23 protein-coding genes are annotated in these 19642 nt (G+C 36.2%); 18 read left to right on the top strand and 5 right to left on the bottom strand.

The window, feature by feature from the left end; genetic code table 11:
• Positions 1–101 precede the first annotated feature (101 nt).
• The 4 genes from gldC to gldB all read right to left on the bottom strand — a co-directional run bounded on the left by gldC (position 102) and on the right by gldB (position 4621).
• Positions 102–425, bottom strand: a complete 324-nt coding sequence (gldC, locus tag EG342_RS24325) for a gliding motility protein GldC (RefSeq protein ID WP_103293244.1) — start codon at positions 423–425, stop codon at positions 102–104.
• 24 nt (positions 426–449) lie between these two features.
• On the bottom strand, positions 450–2651 hold the full coding sequence (locus EG342_RS24320; RefSeq protein ID WP_103293243.1) for a thioredoxin-like domain-containing protein: 2202 nt from the start codon (positions 2649–2651) through the stop codon (positions 450–452).
• Between the two features lie 6 nt (positions 2652–2657).
• Complete coding sequence (locus EG342_RS24315) at positions 2658–3560, bottom strand: ABC transporter ATP-binding protein (RefSeq protein WP_103293242.1); 903 nt, start codon at positions 3558–3560, stop codon at positions 2658–2660.
• Between the two features lie 74 nt (positions 3561–3634).
• Positions 3635–4621, bottom strand: coding sequence for a gliding motility lipoprotein GldB (gldB, locus tag EG342_RS24310; protein WP_103293241.1), 987 nt, complete (start codon positions 4619–4621; stop codon positions 3635–3637).
• Between the two features lie 52 nt (positions 4622–4673).
• On the opposite strand from gldB, the gene EG342_RS24305 reads away from it, so the two are divergent.
• The 8 genes from EG342_RS24305 (at position 4674) to EG342_RS24270 (ending at position 9075) form a co-directional block, all read left to right on the top strand.
• Entirely contained in the window at positions 4674–5312 is a 639-nt protein-coding gene (locus tag EG342_RS24305) for a leucine-rich repeat domain-containing protein (RefSeq protein WP_103293240.1), read from the top strand.
• 9 nt (positions 5313–5321) lie between these two features.
• Complete coding sequence (locus EG342_RS24300; RefSeq protein ID WP_103293239.1) at positions 5322–5849, top strand: GNAT family N-acetyltransferase; 528 nt, start codon at positions 5322–5324, stop codon at positions 5847–5849.
• Entirely contained in the window at positions 5850–6380 is a 531-nt protein-coding gene (locus EG342_RS24295; RefSeq protein WP_103293238.1) for a GNAT family N-acetyltransferase, read from the top strand. It abuts the gene before it with no gap.
• Positions 6381–6391: 11 nt separating this feature from the next.
• Positions 6392–7186, top strand: coding sequence for an NAD(+) synthase (nadE, locus tag EG342_RS24290; RefSeq protein ID WP_103293237.1), 795 nt, complete (start codon positions 6392–6394; stop codon positions 7184–7186).
• A 21-nt stretch (positions 7187–7207) separates the two neighbouring features.
• Positions 7208–7720: a ribonuclease domain-containing protein gene (locus EG342_RS24285; protein WP_185126917.1), complete on the top strand. Its 513-nt coding sequence runs from the start codon at positions 7208–7210 to the stop codon at positions 7718–7720.
• Positions 7721–7773: 53 nt separating this feature from the next.
• Positions 7774–8082: a GIY-YIG nuclease family protein gene (locus EG342_RS24280; protein ID WP_103293235.1), complete on the top strand. Its 309-nt coding sequence runs from the start codon at positions 7774–7776 to the stop codon at positions 8080–8082.
• A gap of 67 nt (positions 8083–8149) precedes the next feature.
• Entirely contained in the window at positions 8150–8770 is a 621-nt protein-coding gene (locus EG342_RS24275) for a Zn-dependent protease (RefSeq protein ID WP_246008694.1), read from the top strand.
• Positions 8767–9075 carry a barstar family protein gene (locus EG342_RS24270; RefSeq protein ID WP_103293234.1) on the top strand — a complete coding sequence of 103 codons (309 nt, stop codon included), beginning with the start codon at positions 8767–8769 and terminating at the stop codon, positions 9073–9075. The genes EG342_RS24275 and EG342_RS24270 overlap by 4 nt, the downstream gene beginning before the upstream one ends.
• A gap of 585 nt (positions 9076–9660) precedes the next feature.
• On the opposite strand, the gene EG342_RS24265 is transcribed toward EG342_RS24270, so the two are convergent.
• On the bottom strand, positions 9661–10143 hold the full coding sequence (locus EG342_RS24265) for a cytidine deaminase (RefSeq protein ID WP_103293233.1): 483 nt from the start codon (positions 10141–10143) through the stop codon (positions 9661–9663).
• Positions 10144–10243: 100 nt separating this feature from the next.
• On the opposite strand from EG342_RS24265, the gene namA reads away from it, so the two are divergent.
• The 10 genes from namA (at position 10244) to EG342_RS24220 (ending at position 19638) form a co-directional block, all read left to right on the top strand.
• A complete protein-coding gene (gene namA, locus EG342_RS24260; RefSeq protein ID WP_103293232.1) occupies positions 10244–11296 on the top strand; it encodes an NADPH dehydrogenase NamA in 1053 nt (350 codons plus the stop codon).
• Between the two features lie 29 nt (positions 11297–11325).
• Positions 11326–11616: a DUF2752 domain-containing protein gene (locus EG342_RS24255; RefSeq protein ID WP_103293231.1), complete on the top strand. Its 291-nt coding sequence runs from the start codon at positions 11326–11328 to the stop codon at positions 11614–11616.
• A 177-nt stretch (positions 11617–11793) separates the two neighbouring features.
• Positions 11794–12198 (top strand): type VI secretion system tube protein TssD, encoded by a 405-nt coding sequence (gene tssD / locus EG342_RS24250; protein ID WP_103293230.1) that lies wholly within the window; start codon positions 11794–11796, stop codon positions 12196–12198.
• Positions 12199–12336: 138 nt separating this feature from the next.
• On the top strand, positions 12337–14265 hold the full coding sequence (locus EG342_RS24245; protein WP_103293229.1) for a type VI secretion system Vgr family protein: 1929 nt from the start codon (positions 12337–12339) through the stop codon (positions 14263–14265).
• A 1-nt stretch (position 14266) separates the two neighbouring features.
• Positions 14267–14437 (top strand): hypothetical protein, encoded by a 171-nt coding sequence (locus EG342_RS25315; protein WP_164465230.1) that lies wholly within the window; start codon positions 14267–14269, stop codon positions 14435–14437.
• A 64-nt stretch (positions 14438–14501) separates the two neighbouring features.
• A complete protein-coding gene (locus EG342_RS24240) occupies positions 14502–15539 on the top strand; it encodes a DUF2931 family protein (protein ID WP_221408182.1) in 1038 nt (345 codons plus the stop codon).
• 6 nt (positions 15540–15545) lie between these two features.
• Positions 15546–17009, top strand: a complete 1464-nt coding sequence (locus EG342_RS24235) for a phospholipase effector Tle1 domain-containing protein (RefSeq protein ID WP_103293227.1) — start codon at positions 15546–15548, stop codon at positions 17007–17009.
• Positions 17010–17048: 39 nt separating this feature from the next.
• On the top strand, positions 17049–18089 hold the full coding sequence (locus tag EG342_RS24230; protein WP_103293226.1) for a LysM peptidoglycan-binding domain-containing protein: 1041 nt from the start codon (positions 17049–17051) through the stop codon (positions 18087–18089).
• Positions 18090–18103: 14 nt separating this feature from the next.
• The gene (locus EG342_RS24225) at positions 18104–19147 is read left to right on the top strand and encodes a hypothetical protein (RefSeq protein WP_103293225.1); all 1044 of its coding nucleotides are present in this window, start codon (positions 18104–18106) and stop codon (positions 19145–19147) included.
• A gap of 2 nt (positions 19148–19149) precedes the next feature.
• The gene (locus EG342_RS24220) at positions 19150–19638 is read left to right on the top strand and encodes a DUF4280 domain-containing protein (RefSeq protein ID WP_103293224.1); all 489 of its coding nucleotides are present in this window, start codon (positions 19150–19152) and stop codon (positions 19636–19638) included.
• Positions 19639–19642 lie beyond the last annotated feature (4 nt).

The raw sequence follows: 19642 nt of genomic DNA, 5'->3' as shown, positions 1-19642 counted from the left end.
TTGAAAATAAGATCATTTGAAAATGGAATTGCAAGCATGACAAAAATGGCTCCTTCATTTTCAAATTCTCAAATTACCCCATTTTCAAATTGTTTTACATTTTATTTTATAGCTGATTTTGTCGCAAACTCCTCTGCAACTTCCTCCATCCATTGAGCTACATCTTCTTCTCCGGTTGCTCTCTGATACGTGCTTCCCAAAGAAATTAAGATTTGATGGATAAACATTTTCATCTGATCCACAGGCATTTCTTTTGTCCAAAGATCAATTCTTAAAGCTTCTTTTGTTTTATCATCCCAAACAGAGATCATCGTTGCTTTGGTCTCCTGCTTGTCAATACCACCATCCTCAGCATTCCATGTTATATTTTCAGGAACGTGGTTTTCATCCAGTTCTACATCTATCGTAATCTGAGTTTTTCTCATATCAATCTAAAATTTTTCGCAAAGTTAATACTTCTTGAGCTTATCCAAAATTTCTACGAAATTATCTTCATCAGGAAATGGGCTATTAAAGTTAAAAATTTTGCCTTCAGGATCAATAATAATAAACCTCGGAATTGACTGTATTTTGTATTTATTCATAAACTGCTCAGCATTAACCAGCCAGAACTGTGGGATATTGGACGTTTTCGTTTTTAAATAATTAGTCCATTTTGATTGTTCCTCATCCAGACTGATAGAAATAAACTGTATATTATCATAGCGTCTGTATTGATAACTTCTCGACTCAAATACGGGACGAATTTGCTTGCACGGTCCACACCAGGTTGCCCAAAAATCTATCACGACATATTTCCCTTTATATTTTGAAAGCTTTTGAGTGATCCCTTTATCGTTAAGAAGCGAAATATCAGGAAATACAGAACCTTTCTGAGACCTGTTGATCTCGTCAAGCTTTGAATACAGTGCTTTTTTATAATCGATATTACCTATTTTACTGATTTCAGTATTAAAAAGTTTGTTTCTTGCAGTACTATCCGTTTGCAGTTCAATGGTTTTTGTTAAATGCTTGGTCAACAACTGGTCTTTAGAAATTCCTTTTGGCATCTGATCAATTTTCACAAATAGGATACTATCCGGATTGGAAATCTGGTCTTTATCAGACAATAACTGATCCAGTTTATATTGAAGATAGTTATCATTTTTACTCAAAAGCGGGCCTGGCTTCTGAATATTTTCATTTAATTCTTTAAGAAAAGATGCAGGTGGAGCAAATTTTGAATCCGTTAGTGAAGTCATTCTTCTGTAATTATTGATCTCATTCAGATATTCAATAGACATCAGCTCTCTTTTATATCTTTTGTAATCTTCTGAAAGAGCATTGTTTTCGGGATCTGCAAATACATTGAGAATCCTTTTATTTTCTTTCCAGTCAGATTCTGCCAGTTCATAAAACTTTGAGGGATCATTATTGTAATTCTGTTTTTCCAACGCATACTGGAATTCGTACCCAAAAGAAGCTTCATTGTTTTTGTAGACCTGATCAGCCTTTCTGTTCGATTGTACGTAAGATACCATTTTTACACTGTTCAGTTTGATATCAAAATTGAACCAGTCACCAGTGGCCATGATGATATTCAGCTTCTTATTTCCGATTTCAAGAATATACTCATCCAGGGGAAGAGCTTGTGTAGTCAGCCAGCTAAAAGTATTGTTTTTAACCACTGCTGCTCCGATTTTTTTATGAAAATCTTTAGAGTAAATTCGGACAGAATCTATCTTGAGATCAGTTTCTAGTTTTCCTTTGATAACGACTCCCGTTCCATCGCTTTGATAAGACTTAGGTTTTTGGAAGATATAAAGCAAGCCTGAGCCAATAATAAGGCCGGCCAATGAAATGAAGATCTGCTTTTTGTTTTTAAGAAATGCATTTTTAAATCCTTTTTTACTGTACCAGAAATAGCCCAGAATAAGAAAAACGACCATCCAGAAAAGACTCATATACTCGGAGTGAGAGATGAAACTATTGAGGTTTTTGATTTCCGGAGCATTCCAGAAAGTATATAATGAGCTGTAAGGATTAAAGAAATAAGCCTGTTTCTGTACAAGAGACGTAATATTGGAAGCCAGTCCCAGTGAACCAATGAGAAAAGACCAGATGAAACCTTGAAAAGCTACGGAAACACAAAGTTGTAAAGCCGCAATTCCCAAAATCGTCACAAGGATTCTGATAAAGGTTTTGAACATCCAGCTAACGTCAAAATGTAGTAATTTTGCGGGATCCGGATGTACATAATAATCTATTAAAGCTAAAATGATATTAAATCCGAAATAAGAAACGATGCACAAGAAACACAGGAAGATTAGGATAGTATATTTTGATAAATATAATTGAAGCCTGCTTACTGGCTGGGTTTCCATCAGTTGCCATCCGTTATTTTTATGATCGGTTTGTGCTATTCTGTTGGCCGCGATGATCGCAAATAAAAGTAAGATGAAAAATGTGAAGTATTTAAGAGCTTCACGTCCTATAGCATCTTCAAATACCGAATACTTCAGGGCTTCTTCCATCACAAGACTTTTCTTGAAAAATCCGGGAACGAAACTGAGCAGAGGGATTAAAGCTCCCAGAATAAGAGCGATGTAGGTTAATCCTAATCCTTTTGTTTTAAGCCATTCTGTACCGATGGCTGTCATTAATTTTTTCATCGATGTTTAGTTTTTTGTGATTTCCATAAACCAGTCTTCAAGGCCTGCATTGTTTTTAATTTCGAAAATTTCAGCATTATTTAAAACCAGTTGCTTGATAAGACTTGCAATATTTTCTTTCGATTCTGCTGTGATTTCAATCGTATGATCATTGATGATTTTAGGAGAATAATTTTTAGGAATTTCATCGATAAATTGAGTGGCATTACTGATTCCAATTCTGATATGGTTATATCTGTAGAGTTCATTAAGATCTTGTATACTTCCTGTAAAGCGTATTTCACCATGAGAAATAATAGCAAGATGGGTAATCATTTTCTCAATTTCCTGAAGCAGGTGACTGGATATAAAAATCGTAACCCCTTCTTCTTTGTTAAGCTTGATCAGTAACTCGCGCATTTCCAGCATTCCGTTGGGATCAAGTCCGTTTACGGGTTCATCGAGAATCAATAAATCAGGATTTCCAAGCATGGTCATCGCAATAGAAAGTCTTTGCTTCATTCCAAGAGAATATTTCTTCATTTTCATTTTTCTGCTGTCCCAAAGATCTACCAGATGCAGAACCCTTTCGCATTCAGACTCTGGTAAGTTTCTGAGCCTGGAAATGATAATCAGATTGTCCCATCCTGAAAGATGATCATAAAATGCAGCAGTATCGATCAGACTGCCGATTTTTTGAAATCCTTCCGGGTACAGATCTGATAAATTTTTATCAAAAATCCGGATCGAATTGTTGTCATCGGGAATACTGCCAATGAGCATTTTCATCGTAGTAGATTTTCCAGCTCCGTTGGCTCCGAGGAACCCGAAAATACTTCCTTTCGGAACCGAAAGATCAATATTTTTGAGAATAAGCTGTTTGCTGGTAAATCCGTAATTTAAATTTCGAATACTAATTAGATTTTCCATATATCGTGATTGTGTTAAAACTAAAAAAGACCTCTTGTTTGTACAAAAGGTCTTCTATAGGTATGAGATGGAATCTATTTCGTTACAGTCGGTTTATAACCCGATTGATTAAAGATGGTGGTAGCATCCATTTTCAGGAACGCGGTTAATTTGGTGTCAGGCTTTTCTTTAAGGTAAGCTTTGCAAATTTGCCATCCCGTAAAAATCCCGATTTGAGGGGAAGATTCATTGTCAATTTCTGTATAAAATTTTGAAAACGGCCCCGGAGCAATAAAACGTTCACCCAATCTTGGGTCATCTCCGAAAATCAAATTGCTTTCCACGAAATAATTCCAGATATTGGCTTCATTGCTTTTAGCCCAGTCATACTGCTTTTGAGTATAATTCATTTTCAGATAATCAGGGAAATCCGGAAGGAAAGCATCCTGTAAAATCATCACCTTGCCGTTGAGAATAATTTGGTCAATGAATTTTTGATGATCAGGAGATTCCGTAACGATATTTTCAGCAAAGATTTGTGAAACTTTCGGAACAATATTCTGTGGATTCATCGATTTTTGGAAATAAAGTTCCAACCCTTTATAATGGGGATTGCCATCTCCCATAAATCCTGTGATATCGATAAACAAAAGATTCGTTTTGCTGTCATAAATAATCGGATCCTGCACCATCTGTAACGCTGATGAAAACAGGTATACTTTCGGGCTTTTAAACTGTGGGAAATAATATTTAATGTGAGAGAATAATCCCTGAAGCTCCTTTTGCAATTTAGCCTGGTCTATTTTTCCAATGGCTTCTTTATAGATTTTTATTTCTTCTGCATCAGTTCTTCTCTTTCCAAAATCTTCATCAGAAACAGTTCCCTGGAACCACGGAAATTGAGCTTTAAATTGCTCCAACGGAATGGCCGGATTATAGAATTCTTTGGAAATATCCGTTACATCAGCTTTTTCGGTAGTCTCTTTGATCTCTACCTTCCATTGATTTTCGGGTTCTTTTTTGCAGGAATCGAGTCCCAGAACTAAAACAGAAGAAAGCGCAATAAATCTAAAAATCTTCATTATTTTTACATGGAATTTAAGTTTACAAAAATAAACATTAAATGGACAAATTATGATGAAAATTAAAATATTTACAGCTCTGGCCTTTATTTCAGGACTTTCCCTTTTTTATGGTCAAAAGCTTGATTTTAAAGACAAAAATTTTGAAAAAGCGGTATTGGAAAATTTTGATCTGAACAAAAACGGAACAATGGAACCCATGGAAATCGGCATGGTTACCAATTTATTTCTCGTTCAGAAAGGAATCACTTCCACCGATGATTTACGGCATTTTAAAAATGTAAAAATGATTCTGTTAGATGATAATACAATCCAAGATATAACAGTGAATAATCTGGACAAACTGGAACTGTTTTCATGCACAGGATGCAAAAGTTCTTCATTCAAAGCCGAAAACCTGAAAAGCCTGACGTCATTATATTTGGATAACAATAGTCTTGAAACCATTTCTCTGAAAGGAACACCAAGAATTGAACAATTAACTTTATCTTTAAATCTACTGAAAACAATTGATGTTAACCAGCTCAAAAATTTAAAAAAGCTGAATATAGAACATAACAAGATTCAAAAAGTCGATATTTCCGGAAATTCGGCTTTACAAACACTCAATGTAGGAGGAAACAAGATGAAAGAAACAGACATCAAAAAAGGAGCAAAAACAGGTATAACCATCTTTGGAACCGAAGAATAAACAAATACTATGATACTGGAAACGGAGAGATTAATTTTAAGAAAGCTTGAAGATACCGACTTTGAACGGATGTTTTTGATGGACTCTGACCCTGAGGTAATGAAATATCTGGGCAAGCCGGTGACGAGCGTTGAAGAATCAAAAGAAGGCATCAGAATGATTCAGAAGCAATATAAAGAAAATGGAGTAGGAAGACTTGCTGTGATTGAAAAAGAAAGTGGGCTGATGATTGGATGGAGCGGACTGAAATTATTGAGGGAACCCATCAACGGACATGTGAATACACTGGATCTGGGCTACCGTTTTATTCCTGAATTCTGGGGTAAAGGATATGCCATGGAAACGGCAAAAGCTTCTCTGGATTATGGTTTTAATGAATTGGGAGCAGAGACCATTTATGCCTACGCAGATTCCGGAAATACCGGATCAAATTATATCTTGAAAAAGCTTGGCTTTAAGAATACGGGAGAATTTGAAGACTCAGGAGTACTATGTTTCTGGTACGAATTGAAACGTGAAAATTATACAGATAAATAGATGATCATACGACAGGAAGAAGAAAAAGATTATAAAGAAGTGTTCCAGCTTGTAGAAAAAGCTTTCAGGGATATGGAACATAGTGATCACCAGGAACAGTTTTTGGTTGAAAAATTAAGGAAATCAGATGTTTTCATTCCCGAATTGTCTTTGGTAGCAGAAGATGAAAGTGGTGAAATTGCAGGTCATATTCTGTTCACAAAAATTAAAATTGAAAATGATACAGAATCTTTTGAGTCACTGGCTTTGGCTCCTGTATCCGTACAACCTGAATTTCAGAATCGGGGAATCGGAGGTCAGCTTATTCGGGAAGGACATCGTATCGCTAAAGAATTAGGATACCGATCTGTGATTCTTCTCGGACATGAAAAATATTATCCTAAGTTTGGTTACGAAAAAACAAGTAATTTTGGGATTTCTTTTCCGTTTGAAATTCCGGAAGAAAATGGAATGGCCATAGAACTGGTAAAAGATGGATTAAAAAATATAAAAGGCGTAGTAAAATACCCTAAAGAATTTGGTATAGATTAAAAAAATAAACAATGCAGACACAAAAAGTAATAGATCATATCGTAAGCTGGTTAAAGGATTATGCTACAAAAGCAAGAGTTAATGGTTATGTAATTGGCGTTTCAGGTGGAGTAGATTCAGGAGTGGTTTCCACACTGGCAGCGATGACAGGATTGAAAACGTTACTTATCGAAATGCCGATCCGTCAGAAGGTAGATCAGGTAGATCGTGCAAAAGACCATATGAATGATCTGAAGTCGAGATTTCCCAATGTTGAAATAATGTCTGTAGATCTGACACCTGCTTTTGAGGAGCTCTACAAAACATTTGATGTTAAAGATGATTTATATCCGAACGAAAAACTGGCTTTTGCCAATACAAGATCCCGCTTAAGAATGCTGACATTGTATTATTACGGTCAGCTTAACGGTCTTTTAGTGTGTGGAACAGGAAATAAAGTAGAGGATTTCGGAATCGGATTTTATACAAAATATGGGGATGGCGGAGTAGATGTTTCTCCTATTGCAGACCTCTATAAAACAGAAGTGTATACTTTAGCTAAAGGATTAAATCTGATCAAAAGTATTCAGGAAGCTATTCCTACAGACGGACTTTGGGATGTTGACAGAACAGATGAACAACAGATAGGAGCTACTTATCCCGAGCTTGAAAAGATTCAGAAAGAATATGGTACTAAAACTGCTGAAGAGTACGAAGGCAGAGATAAAGAAGTATTCCTGATTTTCGACAGAATGCATAAAGCGGCAAAACATAAGATGGAACCTATTCCTATTTGTGATATTCCGGAAGACTGGAGAGAAGAATAAATAAACTGTTAAATAGTTACAATGAATAATAAAATAAGACCTGTATTTTTTATCTGTTTAGGACTTCTTTTCGGGATGTCTATCATGTACATTTACAAAAACTTTATAGATAAAGAAAATCCTTCCAAAGCTGCACAAACTGAAAATGTAAACTACGGAAGCACCTCCGCAGACAATCAGAAGGCCGGAAATTCATCAGATCAGGGTTCTATTGAAAAACTGACAGAAGAAAAAACTGTAATCAGTTATGTAAAACAAAACCATAGGTTACCGGATTATTATATCACAAAAAATGAAGCCAGAAAACAAGGCTGGAATCCCTCAAAAGGAAATCTTTGCGATGCACTTCCCGGAAAGGCTATTGGGGGAGATAAATTTGGTAACAGAGAAGGAAGATTACCGGATGGCGAAAAGTATTTTGAAGCAGATGTCAACTACCATTGTGGCAGCCGACAGACTGACAGAATTATCTTTACCAGAAATGGCGATGTTTATCTTACTAAAAACCATTATAAAAGCTTTGAGAAGCAATGACGTCATTGCGAGGAACAGCGTGACGAAGCAATCTCTAAATATATTGTAAACAAATGAAGGCCGGTTTTATTTATATCATGACCAATAAAAACCATACAACTCTTTATACAGGAGTTACTTCAAACCTGCCAAAACGAGTTCAGCAACATAAAGAGTCATATTTTTCGCAAAGCTTTACATCCAGATACAATTTGCATAAACTTGTATACTGGGAGGCTTTTCAGGAAATAGGAGATGCAATAGGTAGGGAGAAACAAATTAAAGCCGGTTCAAGACAAAAGAAGTTGAATTTGATTAATGCAATGAATCCAAACTGGCTGGACTTGGCTGATGACATCGAAAATATCATGGATGTTTTTTGAGATTGCTTTGTCGTTGTCACTCCTCGCAATGACAATATCTCAAATTAATTATTTTAAATATTTAATTTTGAAAAATTATAGTTTTTACTTTCTTTTGGTTTTCTTTCTGATGATCTCATGTAAAGAAGAAAAACAGAATGTAACAAAGACTGAGCAAAAACAAGCTATAACAATACTTGTTCAGCCTTTCAGAGATGTTACTCCTCAAAGTTTGAAAACGGTTACAGAAGGCATTAAAAAAGTGTATCCAAACGTACAGGTTCTTGAGGCTATAGATTTTCCTAAGAATACTTACTATAAGGAGAGAAATAGATATCGGGCCGATTCAATTATTAAATTCTTGAGTGAAAGGACAAAAGAAGGCTTTGTTACGATTGGTTTAACTTCAAAGGATATCAGTGCTACCAGAGGGAGAATCAAAGATTTCGGTATCATGGGATTGGGGTACAGACCTGGAAAGGCTTGTGTAGCATCAAAATTTAGACTGAGTAAGGACAATACGGATGAGCAGTTTTATAAAATAGCCATTCATGAGCTTGGACATACACAAGGGTTGCCACATTGCCCTGAAAAAATGTGTTTTATGAGAGATGCAGAAGGTAAAAATCCTACCAATGAAGAGACGGATTTTTGCAAGAAATGCAAAACTTTTTTAATGAATAAAAATTGGAAATTTAGTTCGATATGAAGACAATATATATAGATTTTACAGACATAGGTGACTATGAAGATTTTTACGCCCAGTTAAAGGAAAAAATTCAACTTCCTGAACATTTTGGGGATAATCTTGATGCACTTTTTGATACCATTACCGGAGATCTGGAAATGCCGCTTCACTTGGAATTTGTCAATATGACGGTAGATCAGTTGGAGATTTTTGAAGATTTGCTGACCACGCTGGAAGATGCTGAGGAAGAAGTGGAAGATTTTACTTTCAGCTATTACCTGGAGCAGTACGAAGACGATGAAGACGAAGAGGAAACTGAAGGATAATTCGTAAAGTAAAAAAAAGTAAAAGGTTGTTTTAGAAATAAAACAACCTTTTACTTTATATTCATTAAGTGATCTGCTAGATTTTAAAAACTTAAAATCTGTTTTATCCTTTCACAGATTCAAGTGGTTTCACACATGTAAAAAGAAATTTTTGAAAAACGCAATGGCGCAAAGATTATGATAATATTACTTTAATAAGACGCAAGGATTTTATCTACGATAAAATTTGAATAGTGCAAACATTATTAATTAATTTGCTGATTAAGCAGATACATGAAAAAACAGTGTAATCTTCTTGAGTAGCAAGGAAATTTTTTATAGCCATTAATGCGCAAGTTTTTTATTAGTGAATTAGTGACTAAAAAAATACTGAAAATCTTGGATTTTCTTGCGCCTTAAAAGGATGTTTATTTTTAAATTCTTTGCGTCCTTGCGTTTTCCAACCATAAATAAAAAACCTGAAGTATTCATTACTACAGGTTTTAAACTAAATATTATCAATACAATTTCCAACAGATCCCATATCGCACAAAAGTTGTTTGATCATTGCAGAGCGATTATTGACCTGTTGTTAAATTCGTCTTCTTACAAAAACGTCGAATCAAAATAAAATGGCAACAAATCCTTCACCGCATGTACCTTTACCACCTCTTCATTCATACTGGAGAAGTAAAGATCAATGTTTTCATTTTGTTTGGTTTCGTATTCTATTAAACTTTGGCGGCATGCTCCACAAGGAGGAATCGGGGGATTGCTCTCATGAAATTCCTTAGGGCCACCTACCACAAAAATTTTCTTTATTTTCACATCAGGAAAGTTGGCAGCCACCCAGAAAAGAGTGGTTCTCTCCGCACAAAGACCGGATGGGTAAGCCGCATTTTCCTGATTGTTTCCGGAATAGATTTCTCCGTTCTCCAACAAAACAGAACACCCTACCAGAAACTGAGAATACGGGGCATAGGCCATCTCACGAGCCTCCTTGGCTCTTTCAAATAATTTTTTCTCTATATCGCTCAGTTCGTTGCTATTTTTAAAGTATTCGTAACTGATCTGTATGTCTTTTTTCATATATTGTCCACTAAAAAAGGGGCGTAAAAGTACTTCTTTTTAATGAGTTGGGCAATATTTTATTCTTCTTGTAAGAAACTCTAATTTTAAAATTAATAAAATGATATATACACCAATAAAATTCAGAAACATAGAGCTTAAAAACCGATGGGTAATGTCTCCTATGTGCATGTATTCATGTGAAAACGGAATGGCTAATGATTTCCATTTTGTGCATTATGGCAGCAGAGCACAGGGAGGAACAGGGTTGATTATTGTAGAAGCAACAGGAGTAGAGCCAAGAGGACGTATTACCAATCATTGTATGGGAATCTGGAATGATGAGCAGGCTGAAAAACTACAGAAAATTGTCAATTTTGTCCATGAAAACTCTGACAGCAAGATAGGAATTCAATTGGCGCATGCCGGAAGAAAAGGTTCCACCTGGAATAATAAACAGATTTCAATTGAAGAAGGTTGGGAAACAGTTGCACCGAGTTCTATTCCTTATCATCCTTCAGAAAGAATTCCACATACATTGAGTACTGATGAGGTAAAAGAGCAGGTGCAGAATTTTAAGGAAGCAGCTAAAAGAGCTGTACAAGCAGGATTTGATATCATTGAAATCCATGGAGCGCATGGCTATCTTATTCATCAGTTTTTATCACCGCTTTCCAATATCAGGACTGATGAATATGGAGGTAGTTTTGAAAACAGGATAAGATTTTTAATTGAGATTGTAGACGCAGTTAATGAAGTACTGGATGAGAATACAGCACTTTTCATACGCGTTTCCGGAACAGAATATGCAGAAAATGGCTGGGATATTGAAAGCAGCGTTGCATTGGCCAAAGTTTTAAAAGAGCATGCCGTTGACCTTGTAGATGTATCCAGTGGAGGAAATATTCATGGAGCAAAGATTTCAGTTTTTGACGGATATCAGGTTCCTTTTTCTTCACAGATAAAGAATGAAGCTTCGGTGAAAACGGGAGCTGTAGGTCTCATTACAGAACTGGACCAGGCTGAAAAGATTCTTCAAAACGGAGAGGCAGATCTTATCTTTGTTGCAAGAGAAATTTTAAGAAATCCATATATTGCCGTTCAGGGATCATTTGAAACGAAAGAAGACTGTTTCTTCCCCCATCAGTATACCCGAGCAAAGATTTCTACCTAACAGCAAAAATAATATAAACAGTCCCGAAAATGAATATTGAAGACTTCATGCTGACTTGTCCCAGTAAAAGATTCCTTGGAGTAGAATGTCCCGGGTGCGGAGCCCAAAGAGCCGTTGTTCTGGTATTCGAAGGAAGATTTTCAGAAGCATTTCATTTATATCCGGCAGTCTATACATTGTTGCTGTTTTTCCTCATACTTGGGCTAAGTTTTATAGATAAGAAAAGAAAATACGGCTCTGTTTTAATGGCTCTCCTCATGATCAATCTTGTTATTATCATGGTGTCTTATATTTATAAGCATTATTTTTTACATACTTGATAAAAAAAGAGACTGGTTATAATTTTTACAATAATGTCCAATAGTTGAAAAGTCGTAGAACTACTACAATTTCTCAAACTCTTGCCTAAAAACTTTTCAGTTTAGAACATGAAGTCTATCTTTGTTTGTATAAATCCTACAGGAAGGAACAAATAGTAATGAATAAAATTTAAGAATATGGCAGGAAATTCAAGAGGAATCTTAAAATTCAATGGAGGTGAAGGACAAAAATTATTAAAACTTAACTACAGTGTTTCAAGAGCTACAGATGTTTCTGGACGTGTAGCTTCTGATCCGTCAAACGCTCTTATTAAAGTAACCATCGAGGCGACAGAAAAATCTGATGTTTTGGAGAGTTTATTAAACAGCAAATATAAGCCTACAACCGGAGAAATCAATTTCAATAAATCTCACGAAGAAGGTACATTGATTACCTTAAAATGGGAAAACGGATATGTAATCCAGCATGAAGTAGATTTTGATGCACTAGACAGCAACAATATGCTGGTAAGCTTTGTAATAAGTGCAGAAAGCATTTCTTACGGAAATTCATTCTACGAAGGACTTTGGCCAACAAGCTAGTCTTTACTATAAGTTGAAAAAAGACTGTCCTTATAAGACGGTCTTTTTTTACCTGTTGTACAGCCAGATTCTGCCGGATTTTTATTTGTTTAAAAATTCGTTATAAAAATTAAAAACCTTAACAAATCACTACACAATATGTCAATCATACCCGGAAATAATGCGGGGACTTTTCGTCCGACGCAAAATGCAGACGGTATATCTGAAAATCATCATAACGGAATCAACCGGTTGGTAAAACTCTCTCTTGTCATAGAGGGAAAGATGATCAAATACTATAAACATTTTAAACTTAAACAAAGTACCAAACGTCATCATGAGTTTACACTTACGTTGGCCCATGATACTTTGGGAGACAGGCAGACCCATTCATTGGAGGATGCCAATAAATTTCTGGGAAAACGCCTCACCGCCATCATTTCTTATAAAGATGTAGATAATAGCCCTGAAAGAATTTTCGTTGGGGTTATTACAGGAGTAGGATTCAGTCAGGAGAAAATGAGTCTGGGAAATATTGTTCTGACTGGCTACAGCCCGACAATTCTTCTCGATGGGGCTTCCCATATTCAGAGCTTTGGCGGGAATCAACCCGTAAACATGGGAATTATTGCGGAAGAAGTCATCAAACAAGGAATTGATAAAAGCCGTTTTGACATAAGAGTTGATGCCAATAATTTTTCACAGATCATTTACAGCAGCCAGTATGATGAAACCCATTATAACTATCTGGCAAGAATGGCGGAAGCCTATGGAGAACAGTTTTATTACGATGGTGAAGTATTACATTTCGGAAAGCTTCCTCCTCAGAATAAACCTATCATATTAACTTACGGAAGCAGTGCCAATGATATAAAGGTTGAACTGAAAGCGGTACATACCAAACCACAATTCTACGGTTACAACAGCAATAAAGACGAAAAGCTGACTTCCGGATCAACACCTATCAAACATGTAGGGGATCTTGCGAAAACAGCCTATGATCATAACGATTCTATTTATAAAACACCGGCACTACAGGTCGCTCCAATGAAAGCTTCGACCCATCTTGATGTAGAGTATTCACAGAAAAGTGCTTCAGGAAGTGAAGCTGTAAATGTTTTTTCCGTTTCAGGAAATACAACCGTTCCTTTTCTTCATCCTGGTTGTGTGGTGGATATGCAGATGCGTAAACCCGATTCCAATGAGACATCTTATTTCACAAGAATCATGATCACCGAATCAGAACATGAGATTGATACCATAGGTCATTATCATGGAAGTTTTGTAGGAATTGCTGCAGATACAGGATTTCTTCCAAAACCAGAATTTATAGTTCCAAAGGCAGAACCACAGACAGCCACAGTGATTTCAAATACAGACCCTGAGAGACAAGGACGAATTCAGGTGAGGTTCGACTGGCAAACTAATGATACCACTCATTTTATCCGAATGATGAGTCCTGATGCAGGAGGTACAGATCAGATTACCCAAAACAGGGGATATGTAGCCATTCCTGAAGTAGGAGATCAGGTCATGGTCAACTTCGTTCACAGCCACCCGGACCGACCTTTCGTGATGGGAGGAATGTTCCATGGAGGAGTTGCTTTAGGAGGTGGAATCAATAATCATTTAAAATCAATACAAACCAGAAGTGGTATCCGTATTTTGATGAATGATGAAGAAGGAAGTGTGAAAATTCTGGATCCAAGCGGAAATATTTACTTCATGGATGGTAAAGGAAATATTGATATGAAAGCTCCGAAAAACTTCACATTAAATGCCGGTGAAAATATCAATATCACAGCAGGGAAAGAAATTTCAATCGGTGCAGGAAATAGTATTACAAGCAACGCCAATGATAATATTATTTCTACGGCGGGACAAGATATTGTGCAAACAGCTTCCGGTGATATCAGGGAATCTTCAGATACCAGAACTGAAATGGTGGACAAAGAATTTAAAAGACAATCCGAAACCTCTCATGAAATAGCAGGCGAAATATCCATGTTCAGCGAACTGGAAAATATGACCATGCAGAGCGGGAAAATTGTAGAGTTCAACAGTGCTGAAAAATCAAAATTGTTCTGATATGGCCATAAGAAAAACAGCGACTAATATTCAGATTACCGTTAAAGATTCCTACCATTTAAGCGTAGGAAAAAAGGTAGAAAAGATTGCGAAAAAAATAAATGTGGAAGCACAGCGAGAAAATCTTATGTTAGCAAGTAATAAGAAAATAATGTCTCATGGGAATAAATAAATTGAAGATCTTCATTCTTTTCATTGTATGCAGTTTCTCATTAATCAGTTGTCAAGATAAAAAAATGGAAGAAAAATATAAGTGGACCGGAACATTATCTGCTCCTAATGAATACCCAATGCAGGCTTATTACGGAGAATTGATCGCCGATGATTATCAGTATCCTTTTTCTGATATCTGGGGAATTGCCGGCGGAGGCTGGGGAGAACCCGGTAAATATGGTGGTGGAACTGATAAACTTGTTAAAGTTCCTCATACCTTAGAATTTACCTGGTATTCTTTGACTGAAAATAAATTCTATGCAGGCCATTGGGAGCTGGATACAAAAAAAATCACCCAATTATTTAATGAAGGGTTCAGTCAGACTTATTTTGATTCCTTAAAAAAAGGAACATACGATACTTTTATCATTGGCCTGGGACCAAAAGGGAAATTGATACTCTGGCTATATGGAGACGGACATCAGGTGGAAGTAGGGCATTTTCAGGGAAAGGAAATAAAAATTACGCAGGCAGAAGCTTATGATAAGTTTAAATATGTATTTGAACCTAATTACAGAGAAGATATCCTTAATGACCCGGGAATTGTAAAGGCTATTGTAACACAAAAAATAAAAGAAGAAGGCTATCCGGATCCCAATCTGTATGAAACTTTCAGAGAAAAGCTGAACTGGAGCCCTAAACTTATTCTACCGGCTGGAAGTACTCTCGAGAAAAGAAATTTTTATATGGCCAACGGAGAGCGTGAGAGTACGCTGCAAGATAATCCGGCTACTACTTTGCCGTATGCAAAAAGAGCGGTACCCTATCTTTTCTATTTCCAATGGAAGAATAAAGATGGAAAAGAAGAAAGTTCACAAATTGTATTTACAGGTAATTCACAATATATAAAAGATGCCAATAAAGTATATAACGGAACTTTTCTTCCTCTGGATTTTGAAAAGACAGATATGTTTAAAATATTTGGTGGATTGGATAAAAAAAACTCTGCTGATATTGTGATTGATATAAGCAGTGGAAACAATGCTGAAGTATATATTGAACAAAATGGTAAAAAATATCCGGTAACGCAGATGGATAAATATGTTAAACAAGATAAATAGAAGCCTATGTCGAATATAGTTTTTGGAAATTATACTCCGGAAGATATAGAAGATGATTCTATGGATGCAGTGTTGGGCATTTTCTTCGATGGAACACTTAATAATAAGGTTAATACTAAAGAGCGGGAAAATAATACTGAGATTTATAAAAAATACGGAATTAAAACCTGGTTTAAAAGACAAATAAGCGAGAAAAAAGATACCAGTTATGATAATGGCTGGAGCAATGTAGCCCGTATGTCAGAAGCTTGTAGTCTTGATTATGGAATTTACATTGAAGGAATAGGGACGGATGATCGTAAAGATGACGAAAATGATGGCTTTGCTTTTGGTAGCGGAGATACGGGAATTCGGGGGAAAGTAAGAAAAGGTTGTGAAGAAACCGTTAAAAGATTAAAGGGAAAACTTGGTACGAAAAAGAAAGTTGCGGTCTTAACATTAGATGTCTTTGGATTCAGCAGAGGGGCTGCAGCAGCCCGTAACTTTGTCTATGAGATCAATAAAAGTAAATATGCCGCCCATAAAAAAACATATACAAAAAGGAGAGTAAGCGTTACCTTTTACAGTGATGATGACGGAAAAGAAGTACCTATCACAGAATTGCCTCCAAGAGGACATTTAGGATTGAAATTAAAAGAGGCAGGAATTACCGTTGAGCGGATTGTCGTTCGTTTTTTAGGAATATATGACACGGTATCATCTTATCATCCCAATTTTTCTGCAAACCCTAACTTCAGTAATGATATAGAAGAGCTGCATCTTGATGATATAACCTCAGCAAAAAAGATAGTGCACTTTATTGCAACTGATGAACACCGGGAAAATTTTGACCTTACCAATGTAGCTTACGATACAAATTTGAAAGGAAAAAAACAGGTTCCTGTTTTTTACGGTGAAGAAAAAACGTTTCCAGGGGTGCATTCTGACATTGGAGGAAGCTATTTATCCGAAACAGAATGGGTAAGAGAAATAGAAACCGACTGGACGGATAAAAGGGATCTTAAACCTCTTGAAGACAGATTGGTTGCCGAAGGATGGTATAACAGAGATCAACTCTCCTACATTGGAGGGAATGCATACTTTGCATTAAAGGGAGTCAGAGAATTATTGCATACTTACAGCTACATTCCTCTTACATTTATGACAGAAAAAGCAAATGACGCCCAATGTAAGCAGATTTCCATGATGAAAATAAAGAAAGGGTATGATTTTTCTAAAGATGCCTTATTGGTTCGTGTTGAAAAAAAGCTGAGGGAGTATGTATTTAAAAATGGAAGACCTTATGACTTTAAGTGGGTTGCCGATTTAAAGATAAAGTATAAAAGCAATACAGCGAATCCGAATTACATAAGAGAATTGGGAGAACAAAAAGATCTTAGAGAATTAAGAAATAAATATTTGCATTGGTCGGCAGACAGGTACGCCATAGGAATGGATCCAAGGTCAGACAGAAAAAGAGTAGTACATTAAGAAATAGTGTCGTTACGACATTTTTGAAGCAGGATTATCATGCAAAAATTCAATATACATACCGTTCAGAAAAATGATACTTTAAAGAGCATTGCTGCACTTTATGGATTAGATAAAGATGCTTTGAAGTTATTTCATAATAACCTTTGCAGTGTTCGGGATATGATTTTGATTGAACTGACCGCGCAGAAGGAGATTTTTATTCCGAGAGCCGCAGTCGTTGATCAAAATAAAAAAGTACTGTTGGGTCGTGCGAACAGCCTGATTTTTAACCCTTCAAAAATAGACAGAAAATATGGGGTGGTAATCAATATCGAAAATGGTGACCATCACAATGAATTGAAATATGAAGTTTCAGTTCGTTGGATCAGAAGTGAAAATGGACTTCACTATTTCGAGATAGACAGAATCTCCAAACTTTATCTGAATCAAGAAGAAGTGAATGAAATAGCCGATATGCTCGCTTACCAGACTTCTAAAGTTTTGTATCCCTTACAAATCAGTACAGATGAGCAGGGGAAATTTAAAACAGTGGAGAACCTTTCTGTGTTTAAAGAAAGATGGGCGGCAGTAAAAGAAGAGGTATATAAAGAATTTGACGGAGAGACCGTAGATCGGTACTGCCGGCAGATTGAAAAAGTATTGAAGGCTCCAGAAACACTTAACCTCTATCTTAAAAATGATTATTTCCTTAGGACATTATTCTACGGAATTTATCAAAAATTTGGGAAGAATTTTAGCACAGAAGAAAATGAAAGCTTCCCGATCATCGATAATCCGATAGAACCGAATTATAAAATAAAACTCCAGCTTGATCCGCTGAAAGATGATCATAACCTGATCCGGATTGATGGAACAGGAAAACTCCATGATGAAAGGTCTGTATCTGATTTTATGAACGGTGCACCCTTCTCTATGATTATTGACGATGATCCTGTCATAAACCATAACGGTGAATTCAGAATCCGCTATTACCTTGACGGGAATGCAATCTTTCCGGAATCAATGTATCTGGAAAGCAGTATCAGATTAAGAGAAGAAAAGAAGATATCTGTGTCTATTGCGACAGTATCAGAATAAAAAAAACAAAATAAATGAAAATTAAATTAAATCATAAAATTCTCACATTGCTGTTTATAGTATGTTTTAGCCTGTATTTTGGGCAGAAAACGGAATTTACCATACCTAAAAGTATTGAAACATTACAGAATGCAGTATTTTATTTCAGTAATGAATTTACAAAAGATGAAGCTAAAGCAGCGGCAGCATCTGATGATAATTTCTCAACGACTGTTGATCTCTATAATTTAAAATATGATGCAGGTTACAAAAATCCTTATCTGAAACTGGCATTGAAGAACGGAGCACAATCCAAGCAGTTTATCCAGCAAGCAGTATGGAATGTAACCATGAAAAAAATATCAAAGAAAAGTACGAAAGTCAGTATTTTTCTTCAAACGGTTACTCCGGATCGCTGGTCAAAAAAAGATGTTGATGTAAAACAGACACAATCTACAGGGAAAGTAGAGCAGGAAATTAAAGAATTTCTTTTAAATTATAAGGAACCAAAGGTGTCCGAAGCTTTAGCGGCGGCTATAGGTGCAACTGATGCTGCGGCGGCAGAAGCTATGGCAACAGCTCAGGTTACTGATTTTGAAACAAGAAATTCAGTAGAAAAGGTGACCTCGAAAAAATTACAAAGCTTATTTAGTAAAAAAGAATTTATTTCTCTGCCTACAATATCAGAAAAATTTACCAAGCTTTTACAGATACAGTCCAGCGAACAGGAATGCGAGGATTGTAAAAAAGGAAAATATTCCAGTTGGGATTTTGATGATTTTAATATGATTTATACTCAGATGAATGACGGAAAAGAATATTATGCCCTGCAGTATTATGGTGATCAAAAAGTTTCTGGCTTACCGTACGGCCTTGTATTCAATGATAGTTCGCCCACGGAATGCAAAACAAAATTTGCAAGGTATAATGCCCAGCTTTACCAAACAACGGTAGATACGGATGAAAGCTCATCAAAAGCACTTACAGTAGTTACTTTCAAGATCAGCACCAGTTTTGTTCGTCTTGAATTTGGAAATGGATATTTAACCAGACTTGTTATTTCAAATAAAGAATTCTAACCATGGCAGAAAAACATATTGTAGTACAAGGCGCGATGTGCAAATGCCAGTTCGGACAAGCTCCGGATAAACTCAAAGTATTGACTCATCAGAAAGAATATGCCAATGATAAAGACGCTTCCAAAAAACTGATCGTTACCACGAAAGAAATAGGAGGTGCCACATTTGAAAAAAATACGTTCGGTAACTGTACAAAAAACGGAGGTCCGCCACCTCCTTGTAAAATCATGGTTACAGAATGGACGGACTTTTATGATAAAGTTCAGTTAAGCAATGGTGGATTTATCATTGTGGAAAATAGCAAAGCAATTTGTGCCGTTGCCGGTACACCTTGTATTGAAATTATAGATCACGGCCAAAGAGCAGAAGCCAGCCAGCAGAATTTCAAAAATGCCAATCCTGATGTGCAGCAGCAGATCAATCCTTTGGTGGACGCTGAAGAAATGCGTAAAGAAGAGAAAAACGAAGACGATCCATCAGATGATTTTTAAACTA

It is taken from the genome of Chryseobacterium lactis (assembly GCF_003815875.1).
Lineage (GTDB): Bacteria > Bacteroidota > Bacteroidia > Flavobacteriales > Weeksellaceae > Chryseobacterium > Chryseobacterium lactis.
The sequence above is the reverse complement of the archived record's forward strand: the minus strand, read 5'-3'. Positions and strand labels throughout refer to the sequence as shown.

What these genes read in the sequence shown, in the direction of transcription:
- gldC (WP_103293244.1), bottom strand. Translation starts at nt 425, where the DNA reads ATGAGAAAAACTCAGATTACGATAGATGTAGAACTGGATGAAAACCAC.
- EG342_RS24320 (WP_103293243.1), bottom strand. Translation starts at nt 2,651, where the DNA reads ATGAAAAAATTAATGACAGCCATCGGTACAGAATGGCTTAAAACAAAA.
- EG342_RS24315 (WP_103293242.1), bottom strand. Translation starts at nt 3,560, where the DNA reads ATGGAAAATCTAATTAGTATTCGAAATTTAAATTACGGATTTACCAGC.
- gldB (WP_103293241.1), bottom strand. Translation starts at nt 4,621, where the DNA reads ATGAAGATTTTTAGATTTATTGCGCTTTCTTCTGTTTTAGTTCTGGGA.
- EG342_RS24305 (WP_103293240.1), top strand. Translation starts at nt 4,674, where the DNA reads ATGATGAAAATTAAAATATTTACAGCTCTGGCCTTTATTTCAGGACTT.
- EG342_RS24300 (WP_103293239.1), top strand. Translation starts at nt 5,322, where the DNA reads ATGATACTGGAAACGGAGAGATTAATTTTAAGAAAGCTTGAAGATACC.
- EG342_RS24295 (WP_103293238.1), top strand. Translation starts at nt 5,850, where the DNA reads ATGATCATACGACAGGAAGAAGAAAAAGATTATAAAGAAGTGTTCCAG.
- nadE (WP_103293237.1), top strand. Translation starts at nt 6,392, where the DNA reads ATGCAGACACAAAAAGTAATAGATCATATCGTAAGCTGGTTAAAGGAT.
- EG342_RS24285 (WP_185126917.1), top strand. Translation starts at nt 7,208, where the DNA reads ATGAATAATAAAATAAGACCTGTATTTTTTATCTGTTTAGGACTTCTT.
- EG342_RS24280 (WP_103293235.1), top strand. Translation starts at nt 7,774, where the DNA reads ATGAAGGCCGGTTTTATTTATATCATGACCAATAAAAACCATACAACT.
- EG342_RS24270 (WP_103293234.1), top strand. Translation starts at nt 8,767, where the DNA reads ATGAAGACAATATATATAGATTTTACAGACATAGGTGACTATGAAGAT.
- EG342_RS24265 (WP_103293233.1), bottom strand. Translation starts at nt 10,143, where the DNA reads ATGAAAAAAGACATACAGATCAGTTACGAATACTTTAAAAATAGCAAC.
- namA (WP_103293232.1), top strand. Translation starts at nt 10,244, where the DNA reads ATGATATATACACCAATAAAATTCAGAAACATAGAGCTTAAAAACCGA.
- EG342_RS24255 (WP_103293231.1), top strand. Translation starts at nt 11,326, where the DNA reads ATGAATATTGAAGACTTCATGCTGACTTGTCCCAGTAAAAGATTCCTT.
- tssD (WP_103293230.1), top strand. Translation starts at nt 11,794, where the DNA reads ATGGCAGGAAATTCAAGAGGAATCTTAAAATTCAATGGAGGTGAAGGA.
- EG342_RS24245 (WP_103293229.1), top strand. Translation starts at nt 12,337, where the DNA reads ATGTCAATCATACCCGGAAATAATGCGGGGACTTTTCGTCCGACGCAA.
- EG342_RS25315 (WP_164465230.1), top strand. Translation starts at nt 14,267, where the DNA reads ATGGCCATAAGAAAAACAGCGACTAATATTCAGATTACCGTTAAAGAT.
- EG342_RS24240 (WP_221408182.1), top strand. Translation starts at nt 14,502, where the DNA reads ATGGAAGAAAAATATAAGTGGACCGGAACATTATCTGCTCCTAATGAA.
- EG342_RS24235 (WP_103293227.1), top strand. Translation starts at nt 15,546, where the DNA reads ATGTCGAATATAGTTTTTGGAAATTATACTCCGGAAGATATAGAAGAT.
- EG342_RS24230 (WP_103293226.1), top strand. Translation starts at nt 17,049, where the DNA reads ATGCAAAAATTCAATATACATACCGTTCAGAAAAATGATACTTTAAAG.
- EG342_RS24225 (WP_103293225.1), top strand. Translation starts at nt 18,104, where the DNA reads ATGAAAATTAAATTAAATCATAAAATTCTCACATTGCTGTTTATAGTA.
- EG342_RS24220 (WP_103293224.1), top strand. Translation starts at nt 19,150, where the DNA reads ATGGCAGAAAAACATATTGTAGTACAAGGCGCGATGTGCAAATGCCAG.